General features: G+C 60.5%; 23 protein-coding genes. 22 read left to right on the top strand and 1 reads right to left on the bottom strand.

Annotated elements, in window-relative coordinates:
• Positions 1-175 precede the first annotated feature (175 nt).
• The 8 genes from AAIS01_RS17065 (at position 176) to AAIS01_RS17030 (ending at position 9,772) form a co-directional block, all read left to right on the top strand.
• A complete protein-coding gene (locus AAIS01_RS17065) occupies positions 176-3,532 on the top strand; it encodes a type III effector HrpK domain-containing protein (RefSeq protein ID WP_343469883.1) in 3,357 nt (1,118 codons plus the stop codon).
• Positions 3,533-3,951: 419 nt separating this feature from the next.
• Positions 3,952-4,113, top strand: a complete 162-nt coding sequence (locus tag AAIS01_RS17060; RefSeq protein ID WP_163006721.1) for a hypothetical protein — start codon at positions 3,952-3,954, stop codon at positions 4,111-4,113.
• 112 nt (positions 4,114-4,225) lie between these two features.
• The gene (locus AAIS01_RS17055; protein ID WP_343469882.1) at positions 4,226-5,173 is read left to right on the top strand and encodes a SctD/MshK family protein; all 948 of its coding nucleotides are present in this window, start codon (positions 4,226-4,228) and stop codon (positions 5,171-5,173) included.
• A complete protein-coding gene (locus AAIS01_RS17050) occupies positions 5,170-5,532 on the top strand; it encodes a hypothetical protein (RefSeq protein ID WP_343469881.1) in 363 nt (120 codons plus the stop codon). Before AAIS01_RS17055 ends, AAIS01_RS17050 begins: the two co-directional genes overlap by 4 nt.
• Positions 5,529-5,864: a type III secretion apparatus assembly chaperone SctY gene (gene sctY, locus AAIS01_RS17045; RefSeq protein WP_186653834.1), complete on the top strand. Its 336-nt coding sequence runs from the start codon at positions 5,529-5,531 to the stop codon at positions 5,862-5,864. The genes AAIS01_RS17050 and sctY overlap by 4 nt, the downstream gene beginning before the upstream one ends.
• On the top strand, positions 5,861-7,999 hold the full coding sequence (sctV, locus tag AAIS01_RS17040; RefSeq protein ID WP_431191930.1) for a type III secretion system export apparatus subunit SctV: 2,139 nt from the start codon (positions 5,861-5,863) through the stop codon (positions 7,997-7,999). The genes sctY and sctV overlap by 4 nt, the downstream gene beginning before the upstream one ends.
• Complete coding sequence (locus AAIS01_RS17035; protein WP_431191927.1) at positions 7,999-9,333, top strand: type II and III secretion system protein family protein; 1,335 nt, start codon at positions 7,999-8,001, stop codon at positions 9,331-9,333. Before sctV ends, AAIS01_RS17035 begins: the two co-directional genes overlap by 1 nt.
• Positions 9,334-9,346: 13 nt before the next feature.
• Positions 9,347-9,772: a hypothetical protein gene (locus AAIS01_RS17030; RefSeq protein ID WP_186653838.1), complete on the top strand. Its 426-nt coding sequence runs from the start codon at positions 9,347-9,349 to the stop codon at positions 9,770-9,772.
• Positions 9,773-9,783: 11 nt separating this feature from the next.
• Here AAIS01_RS17030 and AAIS01_RS17025 read toward each other — a convergent pair whose 3' ends face one another.
• Entirely contained in the window at positions 9,784-10,566 is a 783-nt protein-coding gene (locus tag AAIS01_RS17025; RefSeq protein ID WP_343469879.1) for a tetratricopeptide repeat protein, read from the bottom strand.
• 166 nt (positions 10,567-10,732) lie between these two features.
• Here AAIS01_RS17025 and AAIS01_RS17020 point away from each other — a divergent pair, with 166 nt between their 5' ends.
• From AAIS01_RS17020 to AAIS01_RS16955, 14 genes are all read left to right on the top strand, one after another.
• The gene (locus AAIS01_RS17020; RefSeq protein WP_343469878.1) at positions 10,733-11,332 is read left to right on the top strand and encodes a type III secretion protein; all 600 of its coding nucleotides are present in this window, start codon (positions 10,733-10,735) and stop codon (positions 11,330-11,332) included.
• Between the two features lie 65 nt (positions 11,333-11,397).
• Positions 11,398-11,610: a hypothetical protein gene (locus tag AAIS01_RS17015; RefSeq protein WP_186653841.1), complete on the top strand. Its 213-nt coding sequence runs from the start codon at positions 11,398-11,400 to the stop codon at positions 11,608-11,610.
• Between the two features lie 9 nt (positions 11,611-11,619).
• Positions 11,620-12,072, top strand: a complete 453-nt coding sequence (locus AAIS01_RS17010) for a hypothetical protein (RefSeq protein ID WP_343469877.1) — start codon at positions 11,620-11,622, stop codon at positions 12,070-12,072.
• 4 nt (positions 12,073-12,076) lie between these two features.
• Positions 12,077-12,859: a type III secretion system inner membrane ring lipoprotein SctJ gene (gene sctJ, locus AAIS01_RS17005; RefSeq protein ID WP_343469876.1), complete on the top strand. Its 783-nt coding sequence runs from the start codon at positions 12,077-12,079 to the stop codon at positions 12,857-12,859.
• Entirely contained in the window at positions 12,856-13,497 is a 642-nt protein-coding gene (locus tag AAIS01_RS17000) for a type III secretion protein (protein ID WP_343469875.1), read from the top strand. The genes sctJ and AAIS01_RS17000 overlap by 4 nt, the downstream gene beginning before the upstream one ends.
• Complete coding sequence (sctL, locus tag AAIS01_RS16995; protein ID WP_343469874.1) at positions 13,494-14,087, top strand: type III secretion system stator protein SctL; 594 nt, start codon at positions 13,494-13,496, stop codon at positions 14,085-14,087. The genes AAIS01_RS17000 and sctL overlap by 4 nt, the downstream gene beginning before the upstream one ends.
• 5 nt (positions 14,088-14,092) lie before the next feature.
• Complete coding sequence (locus AAIS01_RS16990) at positions 14,093-15,406, top strand: FliI/YscN family ATPase (protein ID WP_431191929.1); 1,314 nt, start codon at positions 14,093-14,095, stop codon at positions 15,404-15,406.
• A gap of 16 nt (positions 15,407-15,422) precedes the next feature.
• Complete coding sequence (locus AAIS01_RS16985) at positions 15,423-15,899, top strand: hypothetical protein (protein ID WP_343469873.1); 477 nt, start codon at positions 15,423-15,425, stop codon at positions 15,897-15,899.
• Entirely contained in the window at positions 15,896-16,954 is a 1,059-nt protein-coding gene (gene sctQ, locus AAIS01_RS16980; RefSeq protein ID WP_343469872.1) for a type III secretion system cytoplasmic ring protein SctQ, read from the top strand. The genes AAIS01_RS16985 and sctQ overlap by 4 nt, the downstream gene beginning before the upstream one ends.
• Positions 16,951-17,610: a type III secretion system export apparatus subunit SctR gene (gene sctR / locus AAIS01_RS16975; RefSeq protein ID WP_186654473.1), complete on the top strand. Its 660-nt coding sequence runs from the start codon at positions 16,951-16,953 to the stop codon at positions 17,608-17,610. Before sctQ ends, sctR begins: the two co-directional genes overlap by 4 nt.
• Positions 17,610-17,879, top strand: a complete 270-nt coding sequence (sctS, locus tag AAIS01_RS16970) for a type III secretion system export apparatus subunit SctS (RefSeq protein WP_186654472.1) — start codon at positions 17,610-17,612, stop codon at positions 17,877-17,879. The genes sctR and sctS overlap by 1 nt, the downstream gene beginning before the upstream one ends.
• A 5-nt stretch (positions 17,880-17,884) precedes the next feature.
• Entirely contained in the window at positions 17,885-18,733 is an 849-nt protein-coding gene (sctT, locus tag AAIS01_RS16965; protein ID WP_186654470.1) for a type III secretion system export apparatus subunit SctT, read from the top strand.
• Positions 18,723-19,769: an EscU/YscU/HrcU family type III secretion system export apparatus switch protein gene (locus AAIS01_RS16960; protein WP_343469871.1), complete on the top strand. Its 1,047-nt coding sequence runs from the start codon at positions 18,723-18,725 to the stop codon at positions 19,767-19,769. Before sctT ends, AAIS01_RS16960 begins: the two co-directional genes overlap by 11 nt.
• A 205-nt stretch (positions 19,770-19,974) precedes the next feature.
• The gene (locus tag AAIS01_RS16955) at positions 19,975-22,893 is read left to right on the top strand and encodes a type III effector HrpK domain-containing protein (RefSeq protein WP_343469870.1); all 2,919 of its coding nucleotides are present in this window, start codon (positions 19,975-19,977) and stop codon (positions 22,891-22,893) included.
• Positions 22,894-22,912 lie beyond the last annotated feature (19 nt).

Here is a 22,912-nt window from a genome sequence, read left to right as displayed (position 1 = left end):
GCGGCGATACTCATTTTTCACCCTGTTGGCGCATGTAGATTCGATCATCCGGTTAAGACCCTGCTGATGGCAGGTTTAGGCGTATTCACGCTGGCTGATCTGTCGCAAATGGTGCCTCCCGTACGGGCTCGCACCGGCGTTGCACTCATTTATGCTCTAGAAAAAGGAGTCATCAATGTCCGTTCAAGATGTCAGTTTTGTAGGCGTAACGTCCAAGCCACAAGACCCCAAGCTCGCCGAAGCCTGGGACCAGGCGATCAAGCAGGCCAAGGAGGCGGGCATTGAATGGGAGCGGCCAGAAGGCGACAACCGTTCGGCCCAGGACATCATTGACGACACGCCGGTACTCAAGAACCTGGGCAACCAGAGCGATGTGAAGGATAACCTCAAGGACCGTGTCGGCGATTTCGAGACTGACCCCGATGCGGCCTACCGCGCCAAGCAGGTGCTTGAGCACGTGGAAAAATATGATGAGGGTGGTGAACGGATCGCCAGCAAGGACATCGACAATGGCCGGGTCGATGGTTTCACAAAGGGCGGTGATGCCAGGCATGGCACCGAAGCGGGTCGCCTGCAGGACTTTGGCCGGCAAGGGTTCTCGCACCTTAAAGGCGAGCTCAAGGACCTGTCCAAGCCCGGCGATGATCCCCAGGCACGTGAACAGGCCGAGGCTCTGGGTATCAAGTGGGAGCGCCCTGAAGGGGATGATCGCTCCGCGCAGGACATTATCGATGACAATGCCTTGCTCAAGAATCTGGGCAACCAGAGCAGCGTCAGGGACATGCTCAAGGAGCGGGTCGGCGATTTCGAAAATGACCCGGACGCCGCCTATCGTGCGACCCAGGTGCTTGAGCACATCGAGACCCTCAATGGCGAGGGCGACAAGATTGCCGGCAAAGACGTCGGTAACGGCAGGGTCGATGGTTTCACCAAAAGCGGCGAAGCGAAAAATGGCACCGAAGCCGGTCGCCTGCAGGACTTCGGCAAGCAGGGTTTCTCTGCCCTCAAGGGTGAGATCCAGCACGCTTCGTCGGCGGGCGACAACAAGGAAGCCCGCGAGCAGGCCGAAAAGGTCGGCATCGTATGGAATCGCCCGGAAGAGGACAAGCGTTCGGCCCAAGACATCATCGAAGACAACCCGCTGCTCAAGCACCTGGGCAACCAGAGTGGCGTCAAGGACATGCTCAAGGACCAGGTCGGCGATTACGAGAGCGACGCTGACGCCGCCTACCGGGCCGCGCAGGTCATGGACCGCATCACGATGTTCGATGACAAGGGCAATGCCCAGTCCGGTGGGGATGTGTTCAACAGCAGTGTGGACGGTTTCACCAAGAGCGGCGAGGCCAAGCACGGCACTGAGGCCGGGCGCCTGCAGGACTTCGGCAAGGAGGGCTTTTCGGCCCTGCCCGAGCTCAAGAAAACCGATGATATCGCCAGCTACAAGGATTACCTCAAGACCAACCCGGATGCTGATCCAGCATCGCAGCAGATCGCCAAGTACGCAGCGATCCTCGATGAGAACTTCGAGGCGATCAAGGGCAAGACCGGGGCGGGCAAGTACCTGACGGCCGACGACATCAAGGAGTACAAGAATCAGAATTCACAGCTGAGCGAAGAGACCAAGCAGGCACTGGATTTCTGGTCTCAGCCAGGTGCTTTCAAGATTATCGACAACGCCAAGAACCCACTGGACAAGAATCCTGATGGCGAACTGAGCAGGGGCGATGTCCAGAGCTGGCTCAAGAGCACCAACGTACCCAAGGATGCGACCTCCGTTACCATGCTGCTCTCGGGGATTGCCGGCAACAATGCCTTGGCCAGGGTCGATACCGCAGGCTTGAACAAGGACGTGTTCGATAACCCGGACAAATATTCGCCAGAGGAAAAAGCCGCGGTCTTGCAGGATCTCCAGGCTGCCCAGCAACTGATCATCCAGGGCAGCGCCGCCGGTATGTGGAAGGACGACAAGTCGCAGGTCACGATTGCCAACAAGGTGCGCAGCCATCCCGATGCCCAGAAGCTGCTTGACGATGTCAACACACACATCGAGATCCTGCAGAGCGACCCCGAGGTCAGTAAGTACATGAGCGAGCACGGCTCCAGCGAGTTGACCAAGCTGGTGGAAGACAACAAGGGGCTCAAGGAGTCCCTGCAAAAAACCTACGACGACGAAATCAAGTCCGGCAAGTCACTCGATACACTGTGGGAAGCCAAGTCCAAGGATGGCAAGACTACCCACACGGAAATTCTTGCCGAGTTCTTTGGTACGGCGCAGATCCTCCAGGGCGCGCTGGGCATCAATAATGCCGGAGAGATCCAGGCCGCAGTCAAAGGCTCCAAGGCCAATGCCGAGTTGGAAAGCTATTACGAGAAGTCACTGGTTTCAGGTGATCGCTTGAATGAACTGCTCAAGGACCATACCCCTGACGAAGCCATGAGTTCCTTCAGCCTCGAAGTCGCGCTGTACAACTCGGCGCTGGACCCCGAGTTCACCGGCAAGCTCGACACAAAGCTCAACGATAACTTCACCAGCATCGCCAAGGACAACGTCTTCAAGGATGCGTCCTTCGACGATATGAAGGCGGCCTTCGGCGTCGATGGCGGCAATGAGCTGGATGAGGAGAAGGTCAAGAAAATCATCGAACAGATCAGCGAGGAAAACCCGCAGATGCTCGTCAATGCCGACGGCACCGTCGCGACACCAGACCAGATCCTGGCTAACTTCAGGGGCGACTGGGACCTGCTTCGCCAGGGCACCAAGACCCTGGATGCGCTGGATGTCTTCAGTAAGGATTCGTCGATCAAGGATGCTTCCAACAAAGGCGTCCTGCATGGTGTGAGCGGGCTGTTCATGGCTGGCGTGACCATCGCCAAAGGCGCCAACAACGCCGGTAAGCTGACTGAGCGGCAGATCGTCGACATCGCCACCGGTTCGGTGCAGGCCGCCACGCTTCTGGCTGAAGGGGGTCTGAAAAACTATCAGGACTACCTCAAGGATGTGAAAGGCAAGCTGACCGGTGACCGGCTTGGCGACCTGGGTAAAAAGATGGACGATCCGCTCAAAAGCGTGACCGCCAACCTCAAAGGTATGGAAAACGCGGCGAAGGGGATCGGAGGCATCGCGGCCATTACGGCTGGCGCCTACGGCATTTTCGATGGCGTCAAGGCGCTCAGGAAAGGGGATACGGTCGCCGGTGGCATGAACATCACGGCCGGTTCGCTGGGTATCATGGCGGGCTTGGCTTCGGTGGCTGAAGTGGGCGCCAGCGCGATGAGCGTCTCGGCGGTTGCCGCCTCGCGGATCGCGATGGTGGCGGGTGGCCTGGGCTTCGCGGCGGCGGGGGTGGCTGCGCTGGCATTGCTGGTCCCTGGCCTGATCGAGGAAGTCAAGCAGGAGAAGCGGGTGGGTAAGTTCGCGGATGCCCTGAGCGATTACCTGACCCAGTACGAGATCGACGGTGTACCGCATGGCGACATCTGGGATATCCCTTACGAGGAGTGGCCGGGTGAAGAGAGCACCATCGCTTCCTGAGTCTGACACGCGCAGATAGCGAGCTTGCAAAAACGGGCGTAACTGTTTCAGTTATGCCCGTTTATTGCAGGTGGAATCCAATAAGCCTAGGTAGAGTTGATTGTAACTGGCCATCAGTTTTTAGTTGATGAGAAATGGATGCTCTATCCAGAAAAGATCCACAGGGGTTTATAGGTTATTTGTTCTTTCTATTTGTCACTTGCCTGTGGGAAATAGTTGGTCCGACACACTGATTTCAGCTGCAAAGCATCTTGGTGGCCGGTGTTTAGGGGGCTGGTAGGATCAAGATAATAGTTGGCTTTGAGAATTAAAACACTTGTTAGATGTTGAACTGTAATGTTCGATCCCTATTCTTCGAATGGCAACATTAGTGGGCCGCTTGGCGGCGCAAGTATCTCTCATCGATTAGGAGAATCACCATGAGCACGACTCCCCCAGTAAGTTCCGGCAACGCTGATTCGGCTATCGCTAAAATGGAAGCCACTTTCAACATGGCGATCGAAAAGTCGGCCAAGATCACCGAGCTGTCCACCGCTAAGAAAGCTGAGCTTGACGCTACCAAACAACGGCCTCAGAACTGATGTCGTCATGCAGGCAGCCTCATGGCTGCCTGCATGTCTGTTCGTTGCCGCTGACAGCGTTATCTGCGCCTCATAGGTATTTGTCCGCAGGTCTTATTCCGGTAATACAACCATGACGGCCTTGACTTTCTTCGCCGCGGTCCCAGTCGTAGCCGCTACGGGCAAAGGGCTGCCGGTGCTTGGTATCACCCACGGTCTGCATCAGGGGGTTTGCCTGCCCTTGGACAAGCCCGTCTACATTCTTGGCTGTGCCGCAAGTGCTGATCTGTTGCTCAGCGACGCAGGCATTGCCGAACGTCATATGGCGCTGCGTTTCAGCGCTGGCCAGGTGGCCGTCGAAGCGATTGGTGGCGACGTGTTTGTGTGCGCCCCCCATGCCCGGGAAATGCTGATTCCTTCCGGCAAGGGGCATCGTGCGCCTTTGCCCGTGGATATTCGCATCGGCGAAGCCCGCCTGACCCTCAGTCGCGACACCGCATGCCTGGCGCCGATAGCGGCTCCAGCTGTAACACCTGCCTGGCAGCGCAAGCCGCAGTGGATCATTGCCTTGCTGCTGATGTTCTTGTGTGTGGGCGCCTTTGCCTTCCGGGGCGAGCCGGTCTCGCCGCAGGCATTGAACAGCGCTGACGAGGCCGCTGCGCTGGCCGTGCTCGATGAACCGACGCAGACCACCGCGCAGGCCAGGGCTTGGCTCGAACAGCAGCTTGCCAGGTCAGGCCTGCACCAGATCAAGGTCAGTGAAGTCGATGACCAGCTCAGTGCCCAGGGGACTTATGGCCCCACCCAGAAAAGCCAGTGGCTTGACGTGCAGCAAGCTTTTGATAGCCACTTCGGCCAACAGGTGATGTTGCTCCCCGGCGTGGTGGCCCGCAACGAAATCGCCAAGCCCCGTGTGCGTTTTCAGGCGGTTTGGTTTGGCGATAACCCGTATGTGATCAACAACGACGGCGAACGCCTGTTTCCAGGGGCTGCGCTGGCCGATAACTGGATACTCGAACGCATCGAGAACCATCAGGTGATTCTCGCCCGTGGTGAAGAACGGTTCACGCTCACCTTATGAGAATTGATTCGGGGGCGCCCTTACCGACAACCGCCGAAAGAACCCCGGCGGTAGACAGCGTCCAGCCGGCCAAGGCGCGCCAAGGTGGACGCTTCGAGGCGGTGCTGGGCCAGCGCGCGGTGTTGGCACGCCGTTCGTTGCGTGCCGAGATTGAGCAGTCGGGCATCGTTGAGGGCATGACGGCCGAGCTGTTCGGCAGTCGCCGCTCGATGGAGATTCTCGAATACGTCTTGGACAACGTGATTCCCACCCTGGATGCCGAGCCCGACATCAAGGTGTTGGCCCATGAACTGATCAGCGAAGAAATCGCCTTGCGCCGCTTGCTCGAAGAGCAACGCGCCGAGGTGATCGAGTCATGAATCGTCAAGAACAGGACTGCGTCGATCTGCTCAAGGGCATGGGCGAGTTGTATCGCCGTAGCGGCCAGTCGCAGCGTGCCTTGGTGCTGCTGTTGATCGCCGTGCAGATGGCGCCCGGCGACACTGCGTTGCTGCGCAATCTGGTCATGGCCTTTACCGACAGCGGCCAGGCCGAGCGCGCCCTGACGGCGCTAGACCGCCTGGTCGAACTGGACGGCGAGTCCTCTGGTCTCTGGCTGTTGCGCAGCCGTGCGTTGTGGAGCGGCGGGCGCAAGGATGAGGCGCGCCAGTGCTTCAAACGTTATCTGACCGCTCGCAGAGCTGCGCAATAATGTTCCTCGACCGCCTCAACGCATTGGCTCGCATCGCCGCCCAGCGCAGCGACGTGATCGTCGTCGCCTTCATGCTGATGGCTATCGTGATGATGATTATTCCGCTGCCAACCTGGCTGGTGGATACGTTAATCGGCCTGAACATCTCGCTGAGCATCCTGATCCTTATCGTCGCCTTCTACATCAAACACTCGGTGGAGTTCTCGGCACTGCCGCCGCTGATCCTGTTAAGCACGCTGTTTCGTCTGTCCCTGTCGATCACCACCACGCGTCTGATCCTGCTCGACGGCAACGCCGGGCACATCGTCAAGGCGTTTGGCGATTTTGTCATCGCAGGCCAGGTGGTGGTGGGGTTGGTGGTATTCCTGATCATCACCGTGGCCCAGTTCGTGGTGATCACCAAAGGTGCCGAGCGCGTGGCCGAAGTGGCGGCGCGCTTCACCTTGGATGCCATGCCAGGCAAGCAGATGAGCATCGACAACGACTTGCGCAACGGCGATATCGATCAGCATGAAGCGCGCCGTCGACGCTCGCGCCTGGAGCGTGAAAGCCAGATGTTCGGTGCGATGGATGGCGCCATGAAGTTCGTCAAGGGCGATGCAATTGCCAGCCTGGTGATCCTGGCGGTCAACCTGCTGGGCGGCATGATGATCGGCATGGTCGAACGGAATATGTCGTTCGCCGATGCGGCGCACACCTATTCGCTGCTGACCGTCGGCGACGGCCTGATCGCCCAGATCCCGGCGCTGTTGATCTCGGTCGCGGCCGGCATGGTGGTGACCCGGGTCAACAGTGGCACTGCCGAAGGCAACCTGGGCAGCGAGATCCTTCACCAGTTGGGTTACAGCGCCCAGGCCCTGGGCTTGACTGCTTTGATCCTGCTGGGCGTGGCGTTGCTGCCGGGTTTTCCCGCCCTGGTATTTATCGGCTTGTCGGCGTTGCTGGGGGCTGCTGCATTCACGATCTACCGCCGCGACAAAGCGCCCCAGCCCGAGATTGCCGAAGGGGCCAGCGACGTCGCAGTGTTTGCAGAAGAACCGATCGAGCCGTACGCGCCCCTGGCCAAGCCATTGGACTGTCGGGTGCTGCTGAGCATCGGCCTGGAAGTGGCGCAGGTGGCGCCCGAACTGCCGCTGCGCCAGCGTATCGAAGCCTTGTGTCATGAGCTTCGCGGCGACCTGGGTATCGAGGTGCCGGTGCCGGACCTCTACATCGATCGCAATCTGCGCGCCAATGGCTTCGTGGTCGAGCTCGAGGGCGTGCCGATCAGCGAGGGTGAGATACCGGTCGGCTGCTTGCTGCTCAAGGACGACCTGGTGCACGTACAACTGCTGGAAATCCAAGCGTTGGAGGCACCGTCGCCGTTGCACAGTCGCCCGGCGCAATGGATCGAGCGCGCTCATCAGGGGCTACTGGAGGAGGCCGGTATCGGTTTTCTCAGTGTCGCTGAAGTCCTGCGAGCCATCCTCGAGCGCAGCCTGCGCCGTAATGCCGCGAACTTCCTGGGCATTCAGGAAACCCGCAGGATTCTGGAGCGCATGGAAGCCAGCTATGACGAGTTGATCAAGGAAGTATTGCGCAATGTGCCCTTGCAGCGCCTGGCGGAAACCCTGCGTCTGTTGATCGCCGAGGGTGTGTCGATCCGCAACCAGCGCGCCTTGCTCGAAGCCATGGTCGAGTGGGGCGCCCGCGAGCCGGATGCCGCGCGCCTGGCCGATCACCTGCGCGCCAGTCTGGCGCGGCAGATCAGCCATCAGTACGCCGATCGTAACCGTGTCATCACCGCCTTTGTGCTGACCCCCGCGGTTGAAGAGCAGTTGCGTGCTTATCTGCGTCGAGCCGACAACCCGCGCGAGTTGCTCAACGAGCATGCCAGCCGTTCATTGCTGACCCAATTGCGCACCGTTTGCGGGCAACTGGCCGAGGGTGATCGCAGCGTCCTGTTGGTCCACCCCGATTTGCGTCGCAGCCTGCGTCGGCTGGTGGTACGTGGCGAGCTGGAGTTGGCGGTGCTGTCGTTCCGCGAGCTGGCCGGTGAATACAACCTGCAGGCCATCGGCTCCATCAGCTTGACTGAAATTACCGATCGCCGGACAGCCGGTGGTGCTTCCCTTACTTCAATGGCGACTGCTTAATGATGTGTTTTGCGCTGTTGCGTATGCCTGTGTATTTCGGTTTCTGGATCGCTGTCGCGTCAGTCGTACTGCTGCCGCAACTGGCGCGGGCGCAAGCCATCGCCTCGGGCAGCAGGGCCACCCTGGATCTGGCTCAGGGTGAAGGTCGCATCCTGCATTTCCAGGATCCGGTCGAGTCGGTGCTGGTTGCAGAACCTGGCATTGCTGATCTGCAGGTGGTTTCGCCTGGTGTGATCTATGTGTTTGGCAAGACGCCTGGGCAAACCAGCCTGATTGCCCTGGGCGCCGAGGGTGAAGAGCTGACCAGCCTCAGTCTGGCGGTCAACCGTGGCACCCAGGCAGTGACTCGGCCGTTGCGGGACCTGCACCCCGGGAGCAATGTCCAGGTGAGCGCCGTCGGCAATCGCATGGTGACCCGCGGCATGGTCAACAGCGTCGGCGAAGCAACCGACCTCAACAGCCTGCTCGACACTGAAGGCCAGGACGTTGGCTCAACCCTCAACACGACCTCCTACTCAGGCTCGGCCCAGGTCAACCTGCGGGTGCGCTTCGCCGAAGTCTCGCGCTCGGAATTGCTGCGCTACGGTGTGAATTGGAATGCCTTGTTCGACAACGGCACCTTTTCCTTTGGCCTGTTGACGGGCGGTGCCCTCGCGTCCGGCGCGGCTGCTGGGGCCTCCAATGTGGTCAGCGCCGGGTTGGCTTCGGGCAACGTCAATATCGATGCGATGCTCGAAGCGTTGCAAAGCAATGGCATCCTGGAAATCCTCGCCGAACCCAACATCACCGCCATGACCGGCCAGACCGCCAGCTTCCTGGCCGGAGGCGAGGTCGCGGTGCCGGTGCCGGTCAACCGCGACACGGTAGGGATCGAATACAAGCCCTACGGTGTTTCACTGATGTTCAACCCGACCCTGCTGCCCAACGGTCGCATCGCCCTGCAAGTGCGCCCGGAAGTCAGCAGCCTGATGGGCTCCAGCAGCGTGTCTGTCGGCGGCTATCAGGTCCCGTCGTTCCGGGTGCGGCGTGCCGATACCCGTGTCGAGGTTGGCAGCGGCCAGACCTTCGCGATTGCCGGATTGTTCCAGCGCGAGAGCACCCAGGACATCGAGAAAGTGCCGATGCTGGGCGAGATGCCGATCCTCGGCAATCTATTCCGCTCCAAGCGCTTTCAGCGCAACGAAACCGAATTGGTGATCCTGATCACTCCGTACTTGGTAGAGCCGGTCCGCACACGCGCCCTGGCCACGCCCCTTGATGGCCAGCTCACGGGCGCGAGCCACACGTCTGGCGGACCGCGCAGCAGCGACATGTTTGGTTTCTACATCAATTGAGCCAGGAGCGAGCATGAACCCTCAATCGTCTCACCTGTCCTTGGCCGCTCTGCTGTTCGGCGTGCTCTGGCTACTGACTGCCTGCAAAACCCAGCTTGATCCGGTGAGCTATTCGCCGGACTACCAGGCCTTCATCCGTGCCGATGGCCGCATTGAGCGGGTGCCGGTGGCGTGCCTCGAACCACCGGTCGAAGACAGTTTCTATACCGATGCTGGGACCTACTCGCGCCTGCTGCCGCCGGGTTGTGCGAATAACCTGATGCTGTTGCAGATGGTCGAGCAGCCTTCGGATCTGATCGAGGGCCGGGCGACTGGCCCCACCATGGCCGCGCCGGTTGGCCGGGCAGCCCAGGTCTACATCGAAGGCTACGATCGGGAGGAACTGCGTCGGCGGTTGGCCGAGCAACAGGCCAAAGCCGACAAGCAGGAGGGTCAATGAAGCATTCTGGCTCAGCGGCTGCCGACCAGTCCCAACTCACGGGCCTGGATCACCGGGTCTTGGATGGCTTTGAGGCGCCGGGCCTCGGTCAGCAACCGGGTGTATTGCTGGGGCGTGATGTCTTCCAGATCCTGGGTCTTGAGGTCCTTTTCGCGGCCGCTCAACACCATGACCAGCAGGGCGTTGCGTTGGTGGCTGGGCTGGGCGCGGGGCGACTCGTGTACCGCCTTGATGGTTTGCAGCGCCCGCTGCGGCTGGCCGCCCAAGGCGTAGGCGAGGGCCAGGTTGCATTGGGTATCCAGGTTGGCGGGGGCCAGGGCCAGGCTTTGGGCGAACGCCACCTGGGCCGCCGCTGGCTGGCCACGCAGCATCTGCGCCACGCCCTGGCGGTTGAGTGCTTCGGGGGAAGCGTTGCCCGCGCTGGCCTGGGTCAGGGAGGTGATTGCCCGCTCCAGTTTGCCTTGGTGCAGTTGGGCAGTGCCGATGCCGAGCAGTGCCGCGGCGCTCTCGGGGTCGCGTTCCAGCGCTTGCTGGTAGGCGCGCTCGGCGGCACGTGCATCGCCGTTGGCCAGGCGCGCCTCGCCCAGCTTCAACCAGGCCTCTATCTGGGCGTCCGGTTCCTGGCTGGCTTTTTCGTACAAGGCCGCGGCAGATCCTGCATCACCACGTTGTTGCAAGTCGCCGGCCAGTTGCATGTAGCGCTGGTAGCTACCATCGGAGTTCGGCTGGTTGGCGCAGGAAGCAAGAATGACGCTGGCAAGCAACAACGATGTGTAGGCAAAACGATTTGGCATGAACAGAGCTCTTTCGGCGGATTTTGCAGGGGCCAAAACCAAGGAGTGTTGACCTCTCAGAACCGACAGGTTGCCCGACGTTTAAGTCATCTTCTTGACATGATCCGTAAACATGCACGTTTTTCTGTTGGTTCGTGCCATCCGGCCGGTCGCGGGGAGCCATTGCATGGGTAACCTGAAACGGGCTGCTATCGGTCTGGCGCTGGTGCTGGCGGCGCTTAACTCGCTGGCCGCCAGTCCAACTGACGCGGATCCCGCCGGCCAGCAGCCAAGTTGGTTCACTCGGCCCTATGCGTATGTGCTGGTCGCGCAGGACGTGCGCGACGCGCTGGAAGAGTTCGGCCACAACATGGGCCTGACCGTGGTCATGTCGGACAAGGTGCGCGGCCAGTCGCGTAGCCGGATACGTGCTGAGACTGCCGGGGATTTTCTCACGGCGCTGTGCGACTTCAATGGCCTGGCCTGGTACTTCGACGGCAATGTGCTTTATCTCTCCTCCGACGCCGAAACCGATACGCGAATATTCAAGGTACAGGGTCGGCAACTGGAGCAATTACAGGATTACGTCGCCAGCCGGGATGTTTATGGCAAGCCTATGTCAGTGCGTGTCGGGCCCGATGGCGATGAGTTGTTCATCTCCGGACCGCCGGCCTGGCTGGCGATGATCGGGCAGTACCACGACCAGCAGCTGACCTCGACGCCGATGGCGGCGACCCGTGAGCGCGGCGTGCGTGTATTCAGGGGCGGTGCAGTGACACAAGAATGAAAGCACGCGCCTATAGGCTCAATTATCCGTTCGATGTTTCATCAGCCCAGTAAAGGAGAGTCACCATGTCAGTCACCCCCATCAGCGACAACAACGCTGTTACTGCCCCCTCCGAAGCGCGGTTCAATGCCGCTGTGGACAACGCCAAGAGCGAACTGAGCGATGCAGAACTCACCGAGGCCCTGATCACTCAGGCCGTCACTATCGGGGGTCAGTTCATCATCATGCCGCGTGCCCAGGAAATCCTCAACGAAGCCCAGTCGGACGACGACGAATAGGCCCACGCCATGACTGTAAGTCTCGCAGCAACAGCCACGGCGGCCCAGCCGCCGTCGGGGGGGCAGGTCGATCTGCAGGCCTCCCAGAATCTGTTCGAACACATGACTGACAGCGCCAAAGGCATGCCTGCCGGGGCCGGCCCACAGCAAATCGGCGAAGGCCTGATGGAGCGCCTGAACGGCTTCATTGACCGCTCGCAGAACTTCGCCAAGCGTGCCGATGCGCTGACGAATGGGCCGATGGCGGGCAGCGCCGTGACGCCTGCCGGCGGCCAACAACTGGCTTCGCTACCCACGGGTGCCGGCGCGGGCGAGCCGGCAAAAAAGGTCGGAGATCAACAGATCGACCACATCGTCCAGTCATTGGGCCGCATGTTCGATTACTCCATTGAAACTCAGATGGTCGTTCGTGGCGCGACGCAGATTTCCGGCGCAGCCAACACGCTCTTGAAAGGTCAATAAAGCCATGTTCCGCCGTTGCCATGCCGTGCGCCTGATGATTGTCCTGACCTTTGCCAGCTTGCTGCAGGGCTGCGATATCGACCTGTACACCAACCTCAGCGAACGCGAGGCCAACGCCATGGTTGCAGTGCTGCTGCGCGATGGTGTGCCGGCCTCACGCAAGGTCCAGGAAAATGGCCAGCTCACCGTGGTGGTGGACGAGAAGCGCTTTGCCGAAGCCATGAGCCTGCTCGAGGAAGCGGGCTTGCCGGGCCAGACCTTTTCTAACATGGGGGCGGTGTTCAAGAATAATGGCCTGGTATCTTCCCCGGTGCAGGAAAGGGCGCAGATGGTCTATGCGCTCAGTGAAGAACTCTCGCACAGCGTTTCGCTGATCGACGGTGTGGTCTCTGCCCGGGTGCATGTGGTGTTGCCCGACAATGACCTGCTCAAACGGGTGATTTCCCCGTCGTCGGCTTCAGTGCTGGTGCGCTACGACCCCAATACCGACATCAACCCGTTGATCCCGCAGATCAAAACCCTGGTGGCCAACGGCATTTCCGGTTTGAGTTACGAAGGTGTCTCGGTCACTGTGATCAAAGCCGCGTCCGTCAGCGGTCGCGCCGATGCACAGCCGCGCCTGGCCAGCTTCCTGGGTATATGGATCCTCGAAGACAACCTGACCCGCGCATGGATGCTGTTCGGGGTGCTGTTGCTGGCCGTGCTGTCGATGGCCGGCGTATTGGGCTGGCAATACTGGCAGCGTCGTTCCTCCCAAGCCTTGTATACGCTGGAGGAGGTTAAATGAGTGAGGCCGTGTTGCAGCAATGGCGGGAGCTGATTGAGCAACCACTGGATTTCGTCGGCACACACGCTCTTGGGGCGTGCTTTGCGGATACCCTCGGCAGCGCGCAACTGGATGCGTTGCGCACACAGCCGCGTTTCCAGGCGCGTTTGCTGCGTTTGCTGCTCAGCAGTCATGAACTGCAAGCCCCCGATCGCCTACCACTGCCCGATGCCGTCGATCTGCCGGTCCTGCTGCTGTCTCCCGAAGTCTTCAAGCGTTTGCCGCGCCTGTGTGGCGCGATCCTGCATGGCACTACCCTGAGCCGCGAAATCCGTGGCGATGCAGTCAACCAACTGCGCGATTTGCTGGGCAGCGATGTGTTTGCCTTGGCGTTGGCAAACCGCGCCCTGGGCAGCGGTGCCGACTTACTGCGCCAGCCGGCCGAACTGCTTGAAACCATCGACCGCGATGGCGCCCGATGTATAGCCGCCTGGCTGCAGGCGCAGCCCGCCAGTCTGCGACCTTGGCTGTGCCTGCGTTTTGCTGAGCTGCAAGCCGAGGGCGAGCCGGTGACTCGCGCACCTGCGGCGAATGCCCTGGCCATCGTGCGCAGCGCCGCTTCGAATCTCCAACAGCTTGAAGAGCAGGGCACCCGATGAGCGAACTCCCAACCCGTCCTGCCGTCCGTATCCTGCGCGCCGACCAGGCTGACCTGTGGATCGACGGTTACGCCTTTCTGCAGGCCGCCCGTGACCAGGCCGAGGCCATCCGGCAAGACAGCGAGCGTTGGTTGCAACAAGCCCATGCCGAAGGGTTTGAAAGCGGTCGCCAGGAGGGTGCCGAACAGGTCAGCGCGCTGCTGGGCGAAACCTCGCTGAAGATCGATGCCTGGCTGGCAGGGCTGGAAACGTCCCTGGCTGACCTGGCGCTGGGCATTGTGCGCGAAATACTCGATGACATGAACGATGCCGAACGTGTGGTGCGCTGTACCCGCAAGGCGTTGGGGGCGTTCCGCCAGGACCAGGCCTTGACCCTGTTTGTCTCGCGCCAGGACGCCGAAGCCGTACGCCAGCAGCTCAAGTTGCAAGAGCGTGACCTGTCGGCGATTGCCGTGGAGCCGGACGATCGCTTGCAAGCTGGCCAGGCACGCTTGAGCAGCCCGGTAGGTTCGGTAGAGCTGGGGCTCGAAGCCCAGTTGCTCAATCTGCGCCGCAACCTGCTGCCGTTTGCCGACGAGGCACAGCCGTGATCGTCATCCCCCATGATCTGCTGCCGCGCCTGGCCGAACGCTTGGTCAATGCCCGGCCGCGCCCCATGAAAGGCACCATCCGCAGTATCCGTGGAGTGCTGCTGCGCGCCAGCGTCGCCGGTGTGCACATTGGGGAGCTGTGCCAACTGCGTGAACCCGGCAGCGGCCGCAGCCTGGCTGCCGAAGTCATCGGTTTCGAGGATGACGAGGCGATCCTTTCGCCCATCGGTTCGATGGACGGGTTGTCGACCCGTACCGAAATCATCGCCACCGGCGAGACCCTTGGGGTGAGCGTCGGCGATGCGCAGTTGGGTCGGGTGATCAGCCCCATGGGTGAGTTTCTCGACGGCAGCCCGCCGCTGGGTGGGTTGTTACGTTATCCCTTGCATGCCGAGCCTCCCGCGCCGTTCAGCCGTCAACTGATCGCCCACCCGATGTCCCTGGGGGTGCGCAGCATCGACGGCATGCTGACCTTGGCCCAGGGCCAGCGCATGGGCATCTTCGGTGAGCCGGGGGTGGGCAAGTCGTCGCTGCTGGCCAGCATCGTGCGCAATACCAATGCCGACGTGATCATCATCGCCCTGATCGGTGAGCGAGGCCGTGAAGTGCGTGAATTGCTCGATGTGCAGATGGGCGCCGAGGCCCGGCGGCGTACCGTTGCCGTGGTCGCCACCTCCGACCGCCCGGCCGCCGAGCGGGTGCGTGCGGCCTTCGTTGCCACCGCGTTGGCCGAATATCACCGTGACCAGGGCCGCAACGTGCTGTTGCTGATGGATAGCCTGACCCGCTTTGCCCGGGCCCAGCGCGAAATCGGTCTGGCGGTAGGCGAGCCGCCGACCCGTCGCGGTTACCCGCCATCCTTCTTCTCGGCCTTACCGCGCTTGCTTGAGCGCGCCGGTCCCGGCGAGACCGGCAGCATCACCGGGTTGTATACCGTGCTTACCGAAGGCGACGCTTCGATGGACCCGGTGGCCGAGGAAACCCGCTCAATCCTCGACGGACACATCGTGCTCAGCGCCGACCTGGCGCAACGCAACTTTTTCCCAGCGGTGGATGTGCTGCAAAGCCGTAGCCGATTGATGGACCAGGTGTGTGGCGACGAGCAGCGCCACCTGGCCATGCGTATGCGCGAGTTGATGGCGCGGCGTAACGAGATCGAAATGCTGATCCGCGTCGGCGAATACGCGGCCGGGAGCGACCCGCTGGCCGACGAGGCGATTGCGCGGCATGCCGCTATCGAAGCGTTCTTGCGCCAAGGCGCCAACGAGCCAAGCAGCCCCGATGAAACCCTGAAGCACATGCGCAGGGTCATGGCATGACAACCCTGGAGGCCCGATGAAAACCAATGACATGCGCAACCTTCAAGCCTTGCGCCAGTTACGTGAACAACGTGCGTCCAGCCAACTGGCCGCTCAACAGCAGCGCTGTCGGGAAACCCACGTCGCCCTGGACGATGCCAAGGAAAAGCTGCGCCTGCATCGTGAGGCCCTGGCCCGCGAAGCCGAGCGCATCTACGGGTTGATCGGAGCGGGGGTGTCGATCAGCAACTGGCACGCGGCCCAGGAGCATTTAGAGGTGTTGTACGAGGGGGGGCAACGGCAGTTGGAAGTCAGCGTCAGCGAAATGGCCCGCACCCTGGCAGTCCACGAGCAAACGCGCGAAGTGTTCCGGGTTGCCCACGTGGCCCGACAGCGTCAGGCGCAAGCCTGCGACACCTTGCTCGACGACCGCGAGCGCTTGGAGCGCCGTGTCGACGAACACCGGCTGGAGGCCGACGAAATTCCTCGTGTGGCCACTGGAGGGCGTACGTGAACGGTCGCCATGACCCCGCCTGGGCGCCCTTTGTCGAGCAATCGAGATCGTTCGACCTCCGATGGGTAGACCTGCACAACCGCCTGCATCGCAACCGCGAAACCTGGAATGGTGAATATGCGGGCCAGGCCATTAGCGTGAACTGGGGTTGCATTGTCGAGCTTGACGCTACGGCGATTGAGCTGTTGCTGGGGCTTGGCGAGCAAGACGATGCGTCGGCCATCAGACTGCACTTGCCGACGCAAGCGCTGCACGTCCTGGGCCTGCCCGTTGCTCTGGACCTGCACACCTTGCCTGGCGCGATGCTGCTGGAGCTGGCCTTGCTGAGCCTGATCGAGCCCCTGGAACGCGTGACCGGGCAATCGATCCGCTGCATTGACCACGCCGACCCGACCCATGCCGGCCTGGCCGCACAAGCCTGCCCGCTGCACCTGACAACCCAGGTCCAGTTTGACGGTTCGCTCATGCCCGTGGCGCTGCACCTGAGCGCCAAGGCCGGCGAACAGATCGCGCAATGGCTCGACCAGCATGCATCGCCGGCTCCCCATGCACTGACAGACCTGCGTCTGTGGCTGGCGGTCGAGGCCGGCGAAGCCGAACTGAGCGTCGGCGAGCTGTACAGCCTCAACCCTGGTGACGTGGTGATGCTCGATCCTTGGCCCACGGCCCAGGTGCGGCTGGCGGTGAACCAGCGTCTGTACGCCCGGGCGGGTCAGGACGGCACCACGCTGAAACTGCTTGAAACACCGATGCGCGTCAACTTTCCCAAGGAATTCCCTGTGAGCGAAGCACCCACCATGAATGAAGCACCGGACGGGCAAAGCCTGGATACGCGCCTGGACGACCTGCCGTTGAAAATGGTCTGTCAGGCCGGCAGCATCGAGTTGACCCTGGCGCAACTGCGTGAACTGGGGGAGGGCAGCCTGCTGTCGTTCACCGAACAACGCCAGGACAGCGTGGACCTGATGGTCAACGGGCGGCGCGTCGGGCTGGGGCAACTGGTCAGGATCGGTCCGGGCCTGGGCGTGCGCGTGTTGAGTATCGCCACATCATGAATGGCTACCAGCCCAACCTGATTGAAATCATCGTTGTCGTCGCCACCATTGGCTTGATCCCGTTGGCGGTAGTGACCCTGACCGGTTTCATGAAAATCTCCGTGGTGCTGTTCCTGATCCGCAACGCTCTGGGCGTGCAACAGACACCGCCCAACATGGTGCTGTACGGCATCGCGTTGATCCTGTCGGTCTACGTCACCACGCCATTGATCGGTGACATGTACCGACAGGTGCAGGGGCGCGATCTCAACATCGAAAGTATCGAGCAGCTCACCGCCTTCGGTGATGCCCTGAGGCCGCCATTACAGGCGCACCTTTCGCGTTTCGCCAACGAAAATGAACGCGGTTTTTTCATCCAGGCCACTGAGACCATCTGGTCTCCCGAAGCCCGGGCCGACCTGCGCGACGATGACCTTGTGGTGCTGGTGCCGGCGTTCGTCAGCTCCGAGCTGACCCGTGCTTTCGAAATCGGTTTTCTGTTGTACGTCCCGTTTCTGGTGGTGGATCTGCTGGTGGCCAACGTGTTGATGGCCATGGGGATGTCCATGGTTTCACCGACGCTGATTTCGATACCGCTGAAGCTCTTTCTTTTCGTTGCCTTGAGCGGCTGGTCGCGCTTGATGCATGGCCTGATTCTGAGCTACGGGGTGACGTAATGGGCCAGGACGTATTTCTTTCGTTGATGAATCAGGCGCTGATGACGGTGTTGCTTTTATCCGCTCCGGCGCTGGTTGTCGCGATCATCGTTGGCCTGGGGGTGGGCTTGTTGCAGGCCCTGACCCAGATCCAGGACCAGACCCTGCCACAGGCGGTCAAGCTGGTGGCAGTGCTGCTGACGATCGTGTTCGTGGGGCCGCTACTGGCCAGCCAGGTGCTTGAACTGGGAAACCAGGTGCTGGACAACTTCCCGTTGTGGACGCGCTGAGTGGCATGAATATCGAGCTTGCCAACCAGTTCATCGAAGTCGCCTACCCGGTGATCAGCTCGGCGGCGCTGTCCGCCAGTCGCGCCATGGGCGTGGTGGTGATCACCCCGGCATTCAACCGCCTGGGCCTGACCGGCATGATTCGCAGCTGCGTGGCGGTGTCCATTGCCATCCCCATGTTTGTGCCGGTGTACGGCGCTTTCACGGCACTGCCAGAGCATGGCGGTTTTTTCCTGGCCGGCTTATTGATCAAGGAATTTTTGATCGGCATCCTCATCGGCCTGTTGTTCGGTATCCCGTTCTGGGCCGCGGAAGTGGCCGGCGAGTTGGTCGACCTGCAACGTGGCTCGACCATGGCTCAGTTGGTGGACCCTTTGTCATCGGGTGAATCCAGTGTCATGGCCACCTTGCTGACGGTGATGCTGATCGCTCTGTTCTTCATGTCCAGTGGCTTCATCATGTTGGTCGACGGCTATTACCACAGCTACCTGTTATGGCCCGCGACTGCCTTCACGCCTTTGTTCGCCAGCTCGGCGTTGCTGGCGGTGCTACAAATCCTCGACCAGGTGACTCGTATCGGCGTGATCATGGTCGGGCCGCTGATCATCTGCATGCTGGTCACCGACCTGATGCTTGCCTACCTGTCGCGCATGGCCCCCAACCTGCACATTTTCGACCTGTCGTTGCCGGTGAAAAATCTGTTTTTCACTATCTTGATGGTGGTCTACATCGGCTTCCTGGTCCCGGTGATGATCGAGCAGCTCGGCGAATTCCGTGGCGTCGTGGAGTTACTCAAGACCCTGACAGACTCGGCAGGAGCTCCCTTTACCATGGGAAGCACCGATGAGCGATAGCAGCGAAGAAAAATCACAACCGGCCACGGACAAAAAGCTTCGCGAAGCGCGCAAGAAAGGCCAGGTATCGAAGAGTCAGGACCTGGTCTCGGGCATGGTCATCCTGTTCTGCACACTGTGCATCTCGATCATGGTGCCCAAGGCCCAGGCACAGATCACCGCGTTGCTGGACCTGATCGCGCTGATCTACATCGAACCCTTTCACAGCGTCTGGCCACGCGTGCTGGACACCGCCGAGCAATTGCTGATCAACCTCACCCTGCCGGTGGTGGCCGTGACCGTGGGGACGGTGATCCTGACCAACATCATCACCATGCGTGGCGTGGTGTTCTCGGTCGAACCGATCAAGCCAGACATCAAGCGCATCAACCCGTCCGAAGGTTTCAAACGCATTTTTTCGATGCGCAGCTTCGTTGAGTTCCTGAAGGGCGTGGTCAAGGTCGTGCTCCTGGGCCTGGCCTTCTACGTGGTCGGGCGCATGGCGTTACAGGCGCTGATGGAGTCATCGCGCTGCGGTGCTGGCTGCATCGAATCGACCTTCTACCTGGTGCTTAAGCCGCTGGTATTCACGGTGCTGGCCGCCTTCTTGCTGGTCGGCGCGGCAGACGTGCTGATGCAACGCTGGTTGTTCGGTCGCGACATGAAAATGACCCTCAGCGAACAGAAGCGCGAACGCAAGGACAGCGACGGCGATCCGATGATCAAGCAGGAACGCCAGCGCCAACGCCGCGAAATGCAAGCCCTGGCCACCAAGCTGGGGGTGAGCCGTGCGTCGTTGATGGTCGGCTCCGCGAGTGGCTGGGTGGTGGGCATCCGTTACGTGCGCGGTGAAACCCCGGTGCCGGTAGTGGTATGCAAGGCCGAGTTCGAGGAGGCGGCGCAGATGCTCGCGCAGGCCTCGGGCCTGGGGATCGCCCATAGCCTTGATAGCGTCCTGGCCAATGAAATCGCCCGACGGGCTGTGCCGGGGGACCCGGTGCCGGACAATACCTTCCAGGCCGTGGCGGATATCCTGGTGGCCGCACGCTTGATTTGAGGGTGGCTGCGGGTGGGGCGGTACAAACGTGGCAAGTGTTACGAAATGGAGAGCAAGCGCTGCGTTAGAGCGGCTGCAGCGCCGGCTCCCTCCCTGCGTCCACCTCTGTGTCGTAGCCGCCCAGCCAAGTCATCCCCCTGTCATGTGCAACGGTAATAGTTGATTCCCCTAGCGCTATCGGCTCTATGATCAGGAGAACGTCCCCTTGCGAATCGACAGCAATGTCCGCCCCGTAGATAACCAGTTCCCTGATTCTGAAGTGGGTCAGCGCTTTGAGAAAATACTTGGCACGGCCCGCAAGCACGTCAGCGATAAAAAGTCTGACCTGGGCGGTGCGGTAGGCGTGGCGGTGCGAGAAACGCTTGGCACCTTGATCGAAGCGCTGAAGCAGCAACACGGACGTACGCTGCGCAACGACGAAACCGTACCGCTCCAGGATCTCGAGAACCTCACGGCATGGCTGGTAAATGACGAGGTGGTGGCCTACACAGCCCGGGACAAAGAGGGCAATGAAATCACTATCAGCAAGGAAGCGACGCCTGATTACTTCGACCAGGTTGATGCGTTGCAAAAGGGCAACGACGAAGGCTTTGCATTGCGCGGCGATGGCGCGCTTCTATCAGCAGAAGAACTGGCGAGCGCAGACATCCTGCCCCCGGATGAACACACTGGCTTTATCCGCCTGACTATCAATGGCGAAAAGATCAATGTCTCGAAGGATGTGACGCCCGACCTCTACAACCAGCTGGTTTGGAAACAGGAAGGCTACCAGAGCACGTTTTACGAGCAGAACAGCGAGATCATCGAAACGGTCCGTGATCGATGGGACGACTGGAATGGCTCCGACAGTATTGTCAGTGATAAGGATTTGAGGAAGTTCGCTGTCGATGAAAATCGAAGCGCGCAAGAGCGCGAGGCGGCCCAGTTTCTGCTCGATAACAAAGGATTTTTTGACCTGCTTGATACCAAGGCACACAACAACAAGGCCGACGGCAAAATCAGCAGCAACGATCTGAATGCGTGGCTACGCCCTGTTGCTGTCAAAGCCGACGACATCGGCGCCTATAACGACTTTCTGAACGCTTCCCCGAATGCTGACGCAACCTCCCTGGAGCTTGCGAAGCATTCGGCGCTGCTGCTGGAGAACTTTGACGAGATCAGCGATCGGACCGATAGCGGTAAACATCTGTCGCGCGAGGCCTTGCACAAATACCTGGATGAAAACCCGAACATCAGCGATGACTTGAAGCAAGCCCTGACTTTTTGGTCGCAGACGGGGGCGTTCGAAATGCTCGAAACCGCTGGGAAACCATTGGAGAGCAGACCTGATGGAAAGCTCGGCAAGAACGATATCCAAAACTGGCTGAAGAACACCAGCCCCAAGACCTCTGGGGACGCACTGCTATTCCTTAATCAGGTAGCGAATACCCACTCGGTCTCCGGCATCGATACCAGTGACCTGGGCAGGGACGTCTTCGAAAACCCAGGCAACTATTCCGTCGAACAGCGGGCCGCGGTGTTACAGGATCTGCTCAAGGCGCAACAGTTGATCATCGACGGTGCGGCTGCAGGTATGTGGAGTGACGACTACGGTAAGGTGTCCATCGCCAACGCTGTTCGCAGCCATCCAGATCCCAACAAGCTGCTTGCCGATGTCAACAGCCACATTGAGCAGCTACAAAGTGATCCCGAGGTGGTCAAGTTTCTTAATGAAACCACCTCGACGCAGATGGCCAATCTATTTGAGGCAGTTCCTGGGTTAAAGGACTCGGTGCAAAAAAACTACGATGACATCAAGTCCGGTGCAGCTCTTGATGCGCTGTGGGAAAAGCATACGAAAGACGGCAGCACCGACCAACAGGCGGTGCTGGCCGAATACTTCTCGACGGCAACGCTTTATCAGGAAGCGCTCGGCATCAATGATCGGGCAGAAATTCAGAAGGGGCTCGCTGCCTCTCAGCATGCCCAGGCGTTCCAGGATTATTACGAGCAGTCGCTTGCTTCCGGGACGCGACTGGAAGAACTGATGAAAACGGGCACCTTCGAAGAAGCGGTCGGCACCTTCTCCGCGGAGGTCGCGCTCTACAACGCGGCGCTGGATCCCAGCGTCACCGCAGGTTTAGACCCACAGTTGAACGACAATTTCAGCCGGATCGGGCGCGACAACGCCATGAAAGACGGCACCTTCGAGGATGTCAAGCAAGCCCTGGGTATCAATGGCGGTGACGAGCTTGACGAGGCAAAAGTCAGGACGATGGCCGAGACGCTTATCCAGTCCAATCCAGAACTGGTGACCAATCCGGATGGCACCGTCGCAACGGCCGATCAGATCGTCGCGGGTATCCGTTCGAATTGGGACATTCTGCGCCAAGGCACCAAGTCGCTGGCGGAATTGAAGTCGTCCTGGCTCAACCCCGACCTCAAGAACTTGTCTGACAAAGGGGTACTGCATGGCGTTAGCGGCATCTTCATGGCTGGCGTGACGATCGCCAAAGGCGCTCAGAATGGCTCAAACCTGACCGAACGAAACATCATAGACATCACCACCGGATCGGTCATGACGACGACCCTGCTCACCGAGGGTGGTGCCAAGAACCTGAAAAGCTACCTGAAAAACAAAGGAAACACTGATCTTGATCCGAAAATCAGAGCCTTTTTCGACGACCCCATAAAATCTCTCACTGGCACTGCCGACAAGTTTGAAAGCGGTGCCAAGGGTATCGGCGGTTTGGCCGGCATCGTTGCGGGTGCGTACGGAATCTTTGATGGGGTTCAGTCGATTCGCAAGGGCGACCTCGTCAGTGGTGGTATCAGCATCACGTCAGGCGCACTGGCGTCGTTGGCGGGCCTGGCATCAGCGATCGAGGGCGGCGCAGGCCTTTTAGGTCATCTGGCAGTCAGGGCGGCGATGGCCCCGCTGGCTGGAGTCCTAGGCACCGTGGCTGCGGGCGTCGGCGCGGTTGCGCTCTTGCTTCCGGGCCTTATTGCGGAGGGCAAGCGACAGACGCAGCAGGACCACTTCGGCGACCTGCTCGGCGACTATCTGACACAGTACGAAATCGATGGCGTGGAGGGCGGTGATATCTACGACGTTCCCGACGAGGATTGGCCGCAAACTGACTGAGGCCTGTCCCAAGCTTGCC

Source organism: Pseudomonas halotolerans, assembly GCF_039581215.1.
Lineage (GTDB): Bacteria > Pseudomonadota > Gammaproteobacteria > Pseudomonadales > Pseudomonadaceae > Aquipseudomonas > Aquipseudomonas tehranensis.
The sequence above is the reverse complement of the archived record's forward strand: the minus strand, read 5'-3'. Positions and strand labels throughout refer to the sequence as shown.

Bases quoted from the DNA above. Each gene is read 5' to 3' on its own strand.
- AAIS01_RS17020 (WP_343469878.1), top strand. From the start codon at position 10,733: ATGGGTAACCTGAAACGGGCTGCTATCGGTCTGGCGCTGGTGCTGGCG.
- sctT (WP_186654470.1), top strand. From the start codon at position 17,885: ATGAATATCGAGCTTGCCAACCAGTTCATCGAAGTCGCCTACCCGGTG.
- AAIS01_RS17000 (WP_343469875.1), top strand. From the start codon at position 12,856: ATGAGTGAGGCCGTGTTGCAGCAATGGCGGGAGCTGATTGAGCAACCA.
- AAIS01_RS17010 (WP_343469877.1), top strand. From the start codon at position 11,620: ATGACTGTAAGTCTCGCAGCAACAGCCACGGCGGCCCAGCCGCCGTCG.
- AAIS01_RS17035 (WP_431191927.1), top strand. From the start codon at position 7,999: ATGATGTGTTTTGCGCTGTTGCGTATGCCTGTGTATTTCGGTTTCTGG.
- AAIS01_RS17015 (WP_186653841.1), top strand. From the start codon at position 11,398: ATGTCAGTCACCCCCATCAGCGACAACAACGCTGTTACTGCCCCCTCC.
- sctR (WP_186654473.1), top strand. From the start codon at position 16,951: ATGAATGGCTACCAGCCCAACCTGATTGAAATCATCGTTGTCGTCGCC.
- AAIS01_RS17050 (WP_343469881.1), top strand. From the start codon at position 5,170: ATGAGAATTGATTCGGGGGCGCCCTTACCGACAACCGCCGAAAGAACC.
- sctL (WP_343469874.1), top strand. From the start codon at position 13,494: ATGAGCGAACTCCCAACCCGTCCTGCCGTCCGTATCCTGCGCGCCGAC.
- AAIS01_RS17060 (WP_163006721.1), top strand. From the start codon at position 3,952: ATGAGCACGACTCCCCCAGTAAGTTCCGGCAACGCTGATTCGGCTATC.
- sctY (WP_186653834.1), top strand. From the start codon at position 5,529: ATGAATCGTCAAGAACAGGACTGCGTCGATCTGCTCAAGGGCATGGGC.
- AAIS01_RS16960 (WP_343469871.1), top strand. From the start codon at position 18,723: ATGAGCGATAGCAGCGAAGAAAAATCACAACCGGCCACGGACAAAAAG.
- AAIS01_RS17055 (WP_343469882.1), top strand. From the start codon at position 4,226: ATGACGGCCTTGACTTTCTTCGCCGCGGTCCCAGTCGTAGCCGCTACG.
- AAIS01_RS17025 (WP_343469879.1), bottom strand. From the start codon at position 10,566: ATGCCAAATCGTTTTGCCTACACATCGTTGTTGCTTGCCAGCGTCATT.
- AAIS01_RS16985 (WP_343469873.1), top strand. From the start codon at position 15,423: ATGAAAACCAATGACATGCGCAACCTTCAAGCCTTGCGCCAGTTACGT.
- sctS (WP_186654472.1), top strand. From the start codon at position 17,610: ATGGGCCAGGACGTATTTCTTTCGTTGATGAATCAGGCGCTGATGACG.
- AAIS01_RS17030 (WP_186653838.1), top strand. From the start codon at position 9,347: ATGAACCCTCAATCGTCTCACCTGTCCTTGGCCGCTCTGCTGTTCGGC.
- AAIS01_RS17065 (WP_343469883.1), top strand. From the start codon at position 176: ATGTCCGTTCAAGATGTCAGTTTTGTAGGCGTAACGTCCAAGCCACAA.
- sctJ (WP_343469876.1), top strand. From the start codon at position 12,077: ATGTTCCGCCGTTGCCATGCCGTGCGCCTGATGATTGTCCTGACCTTT.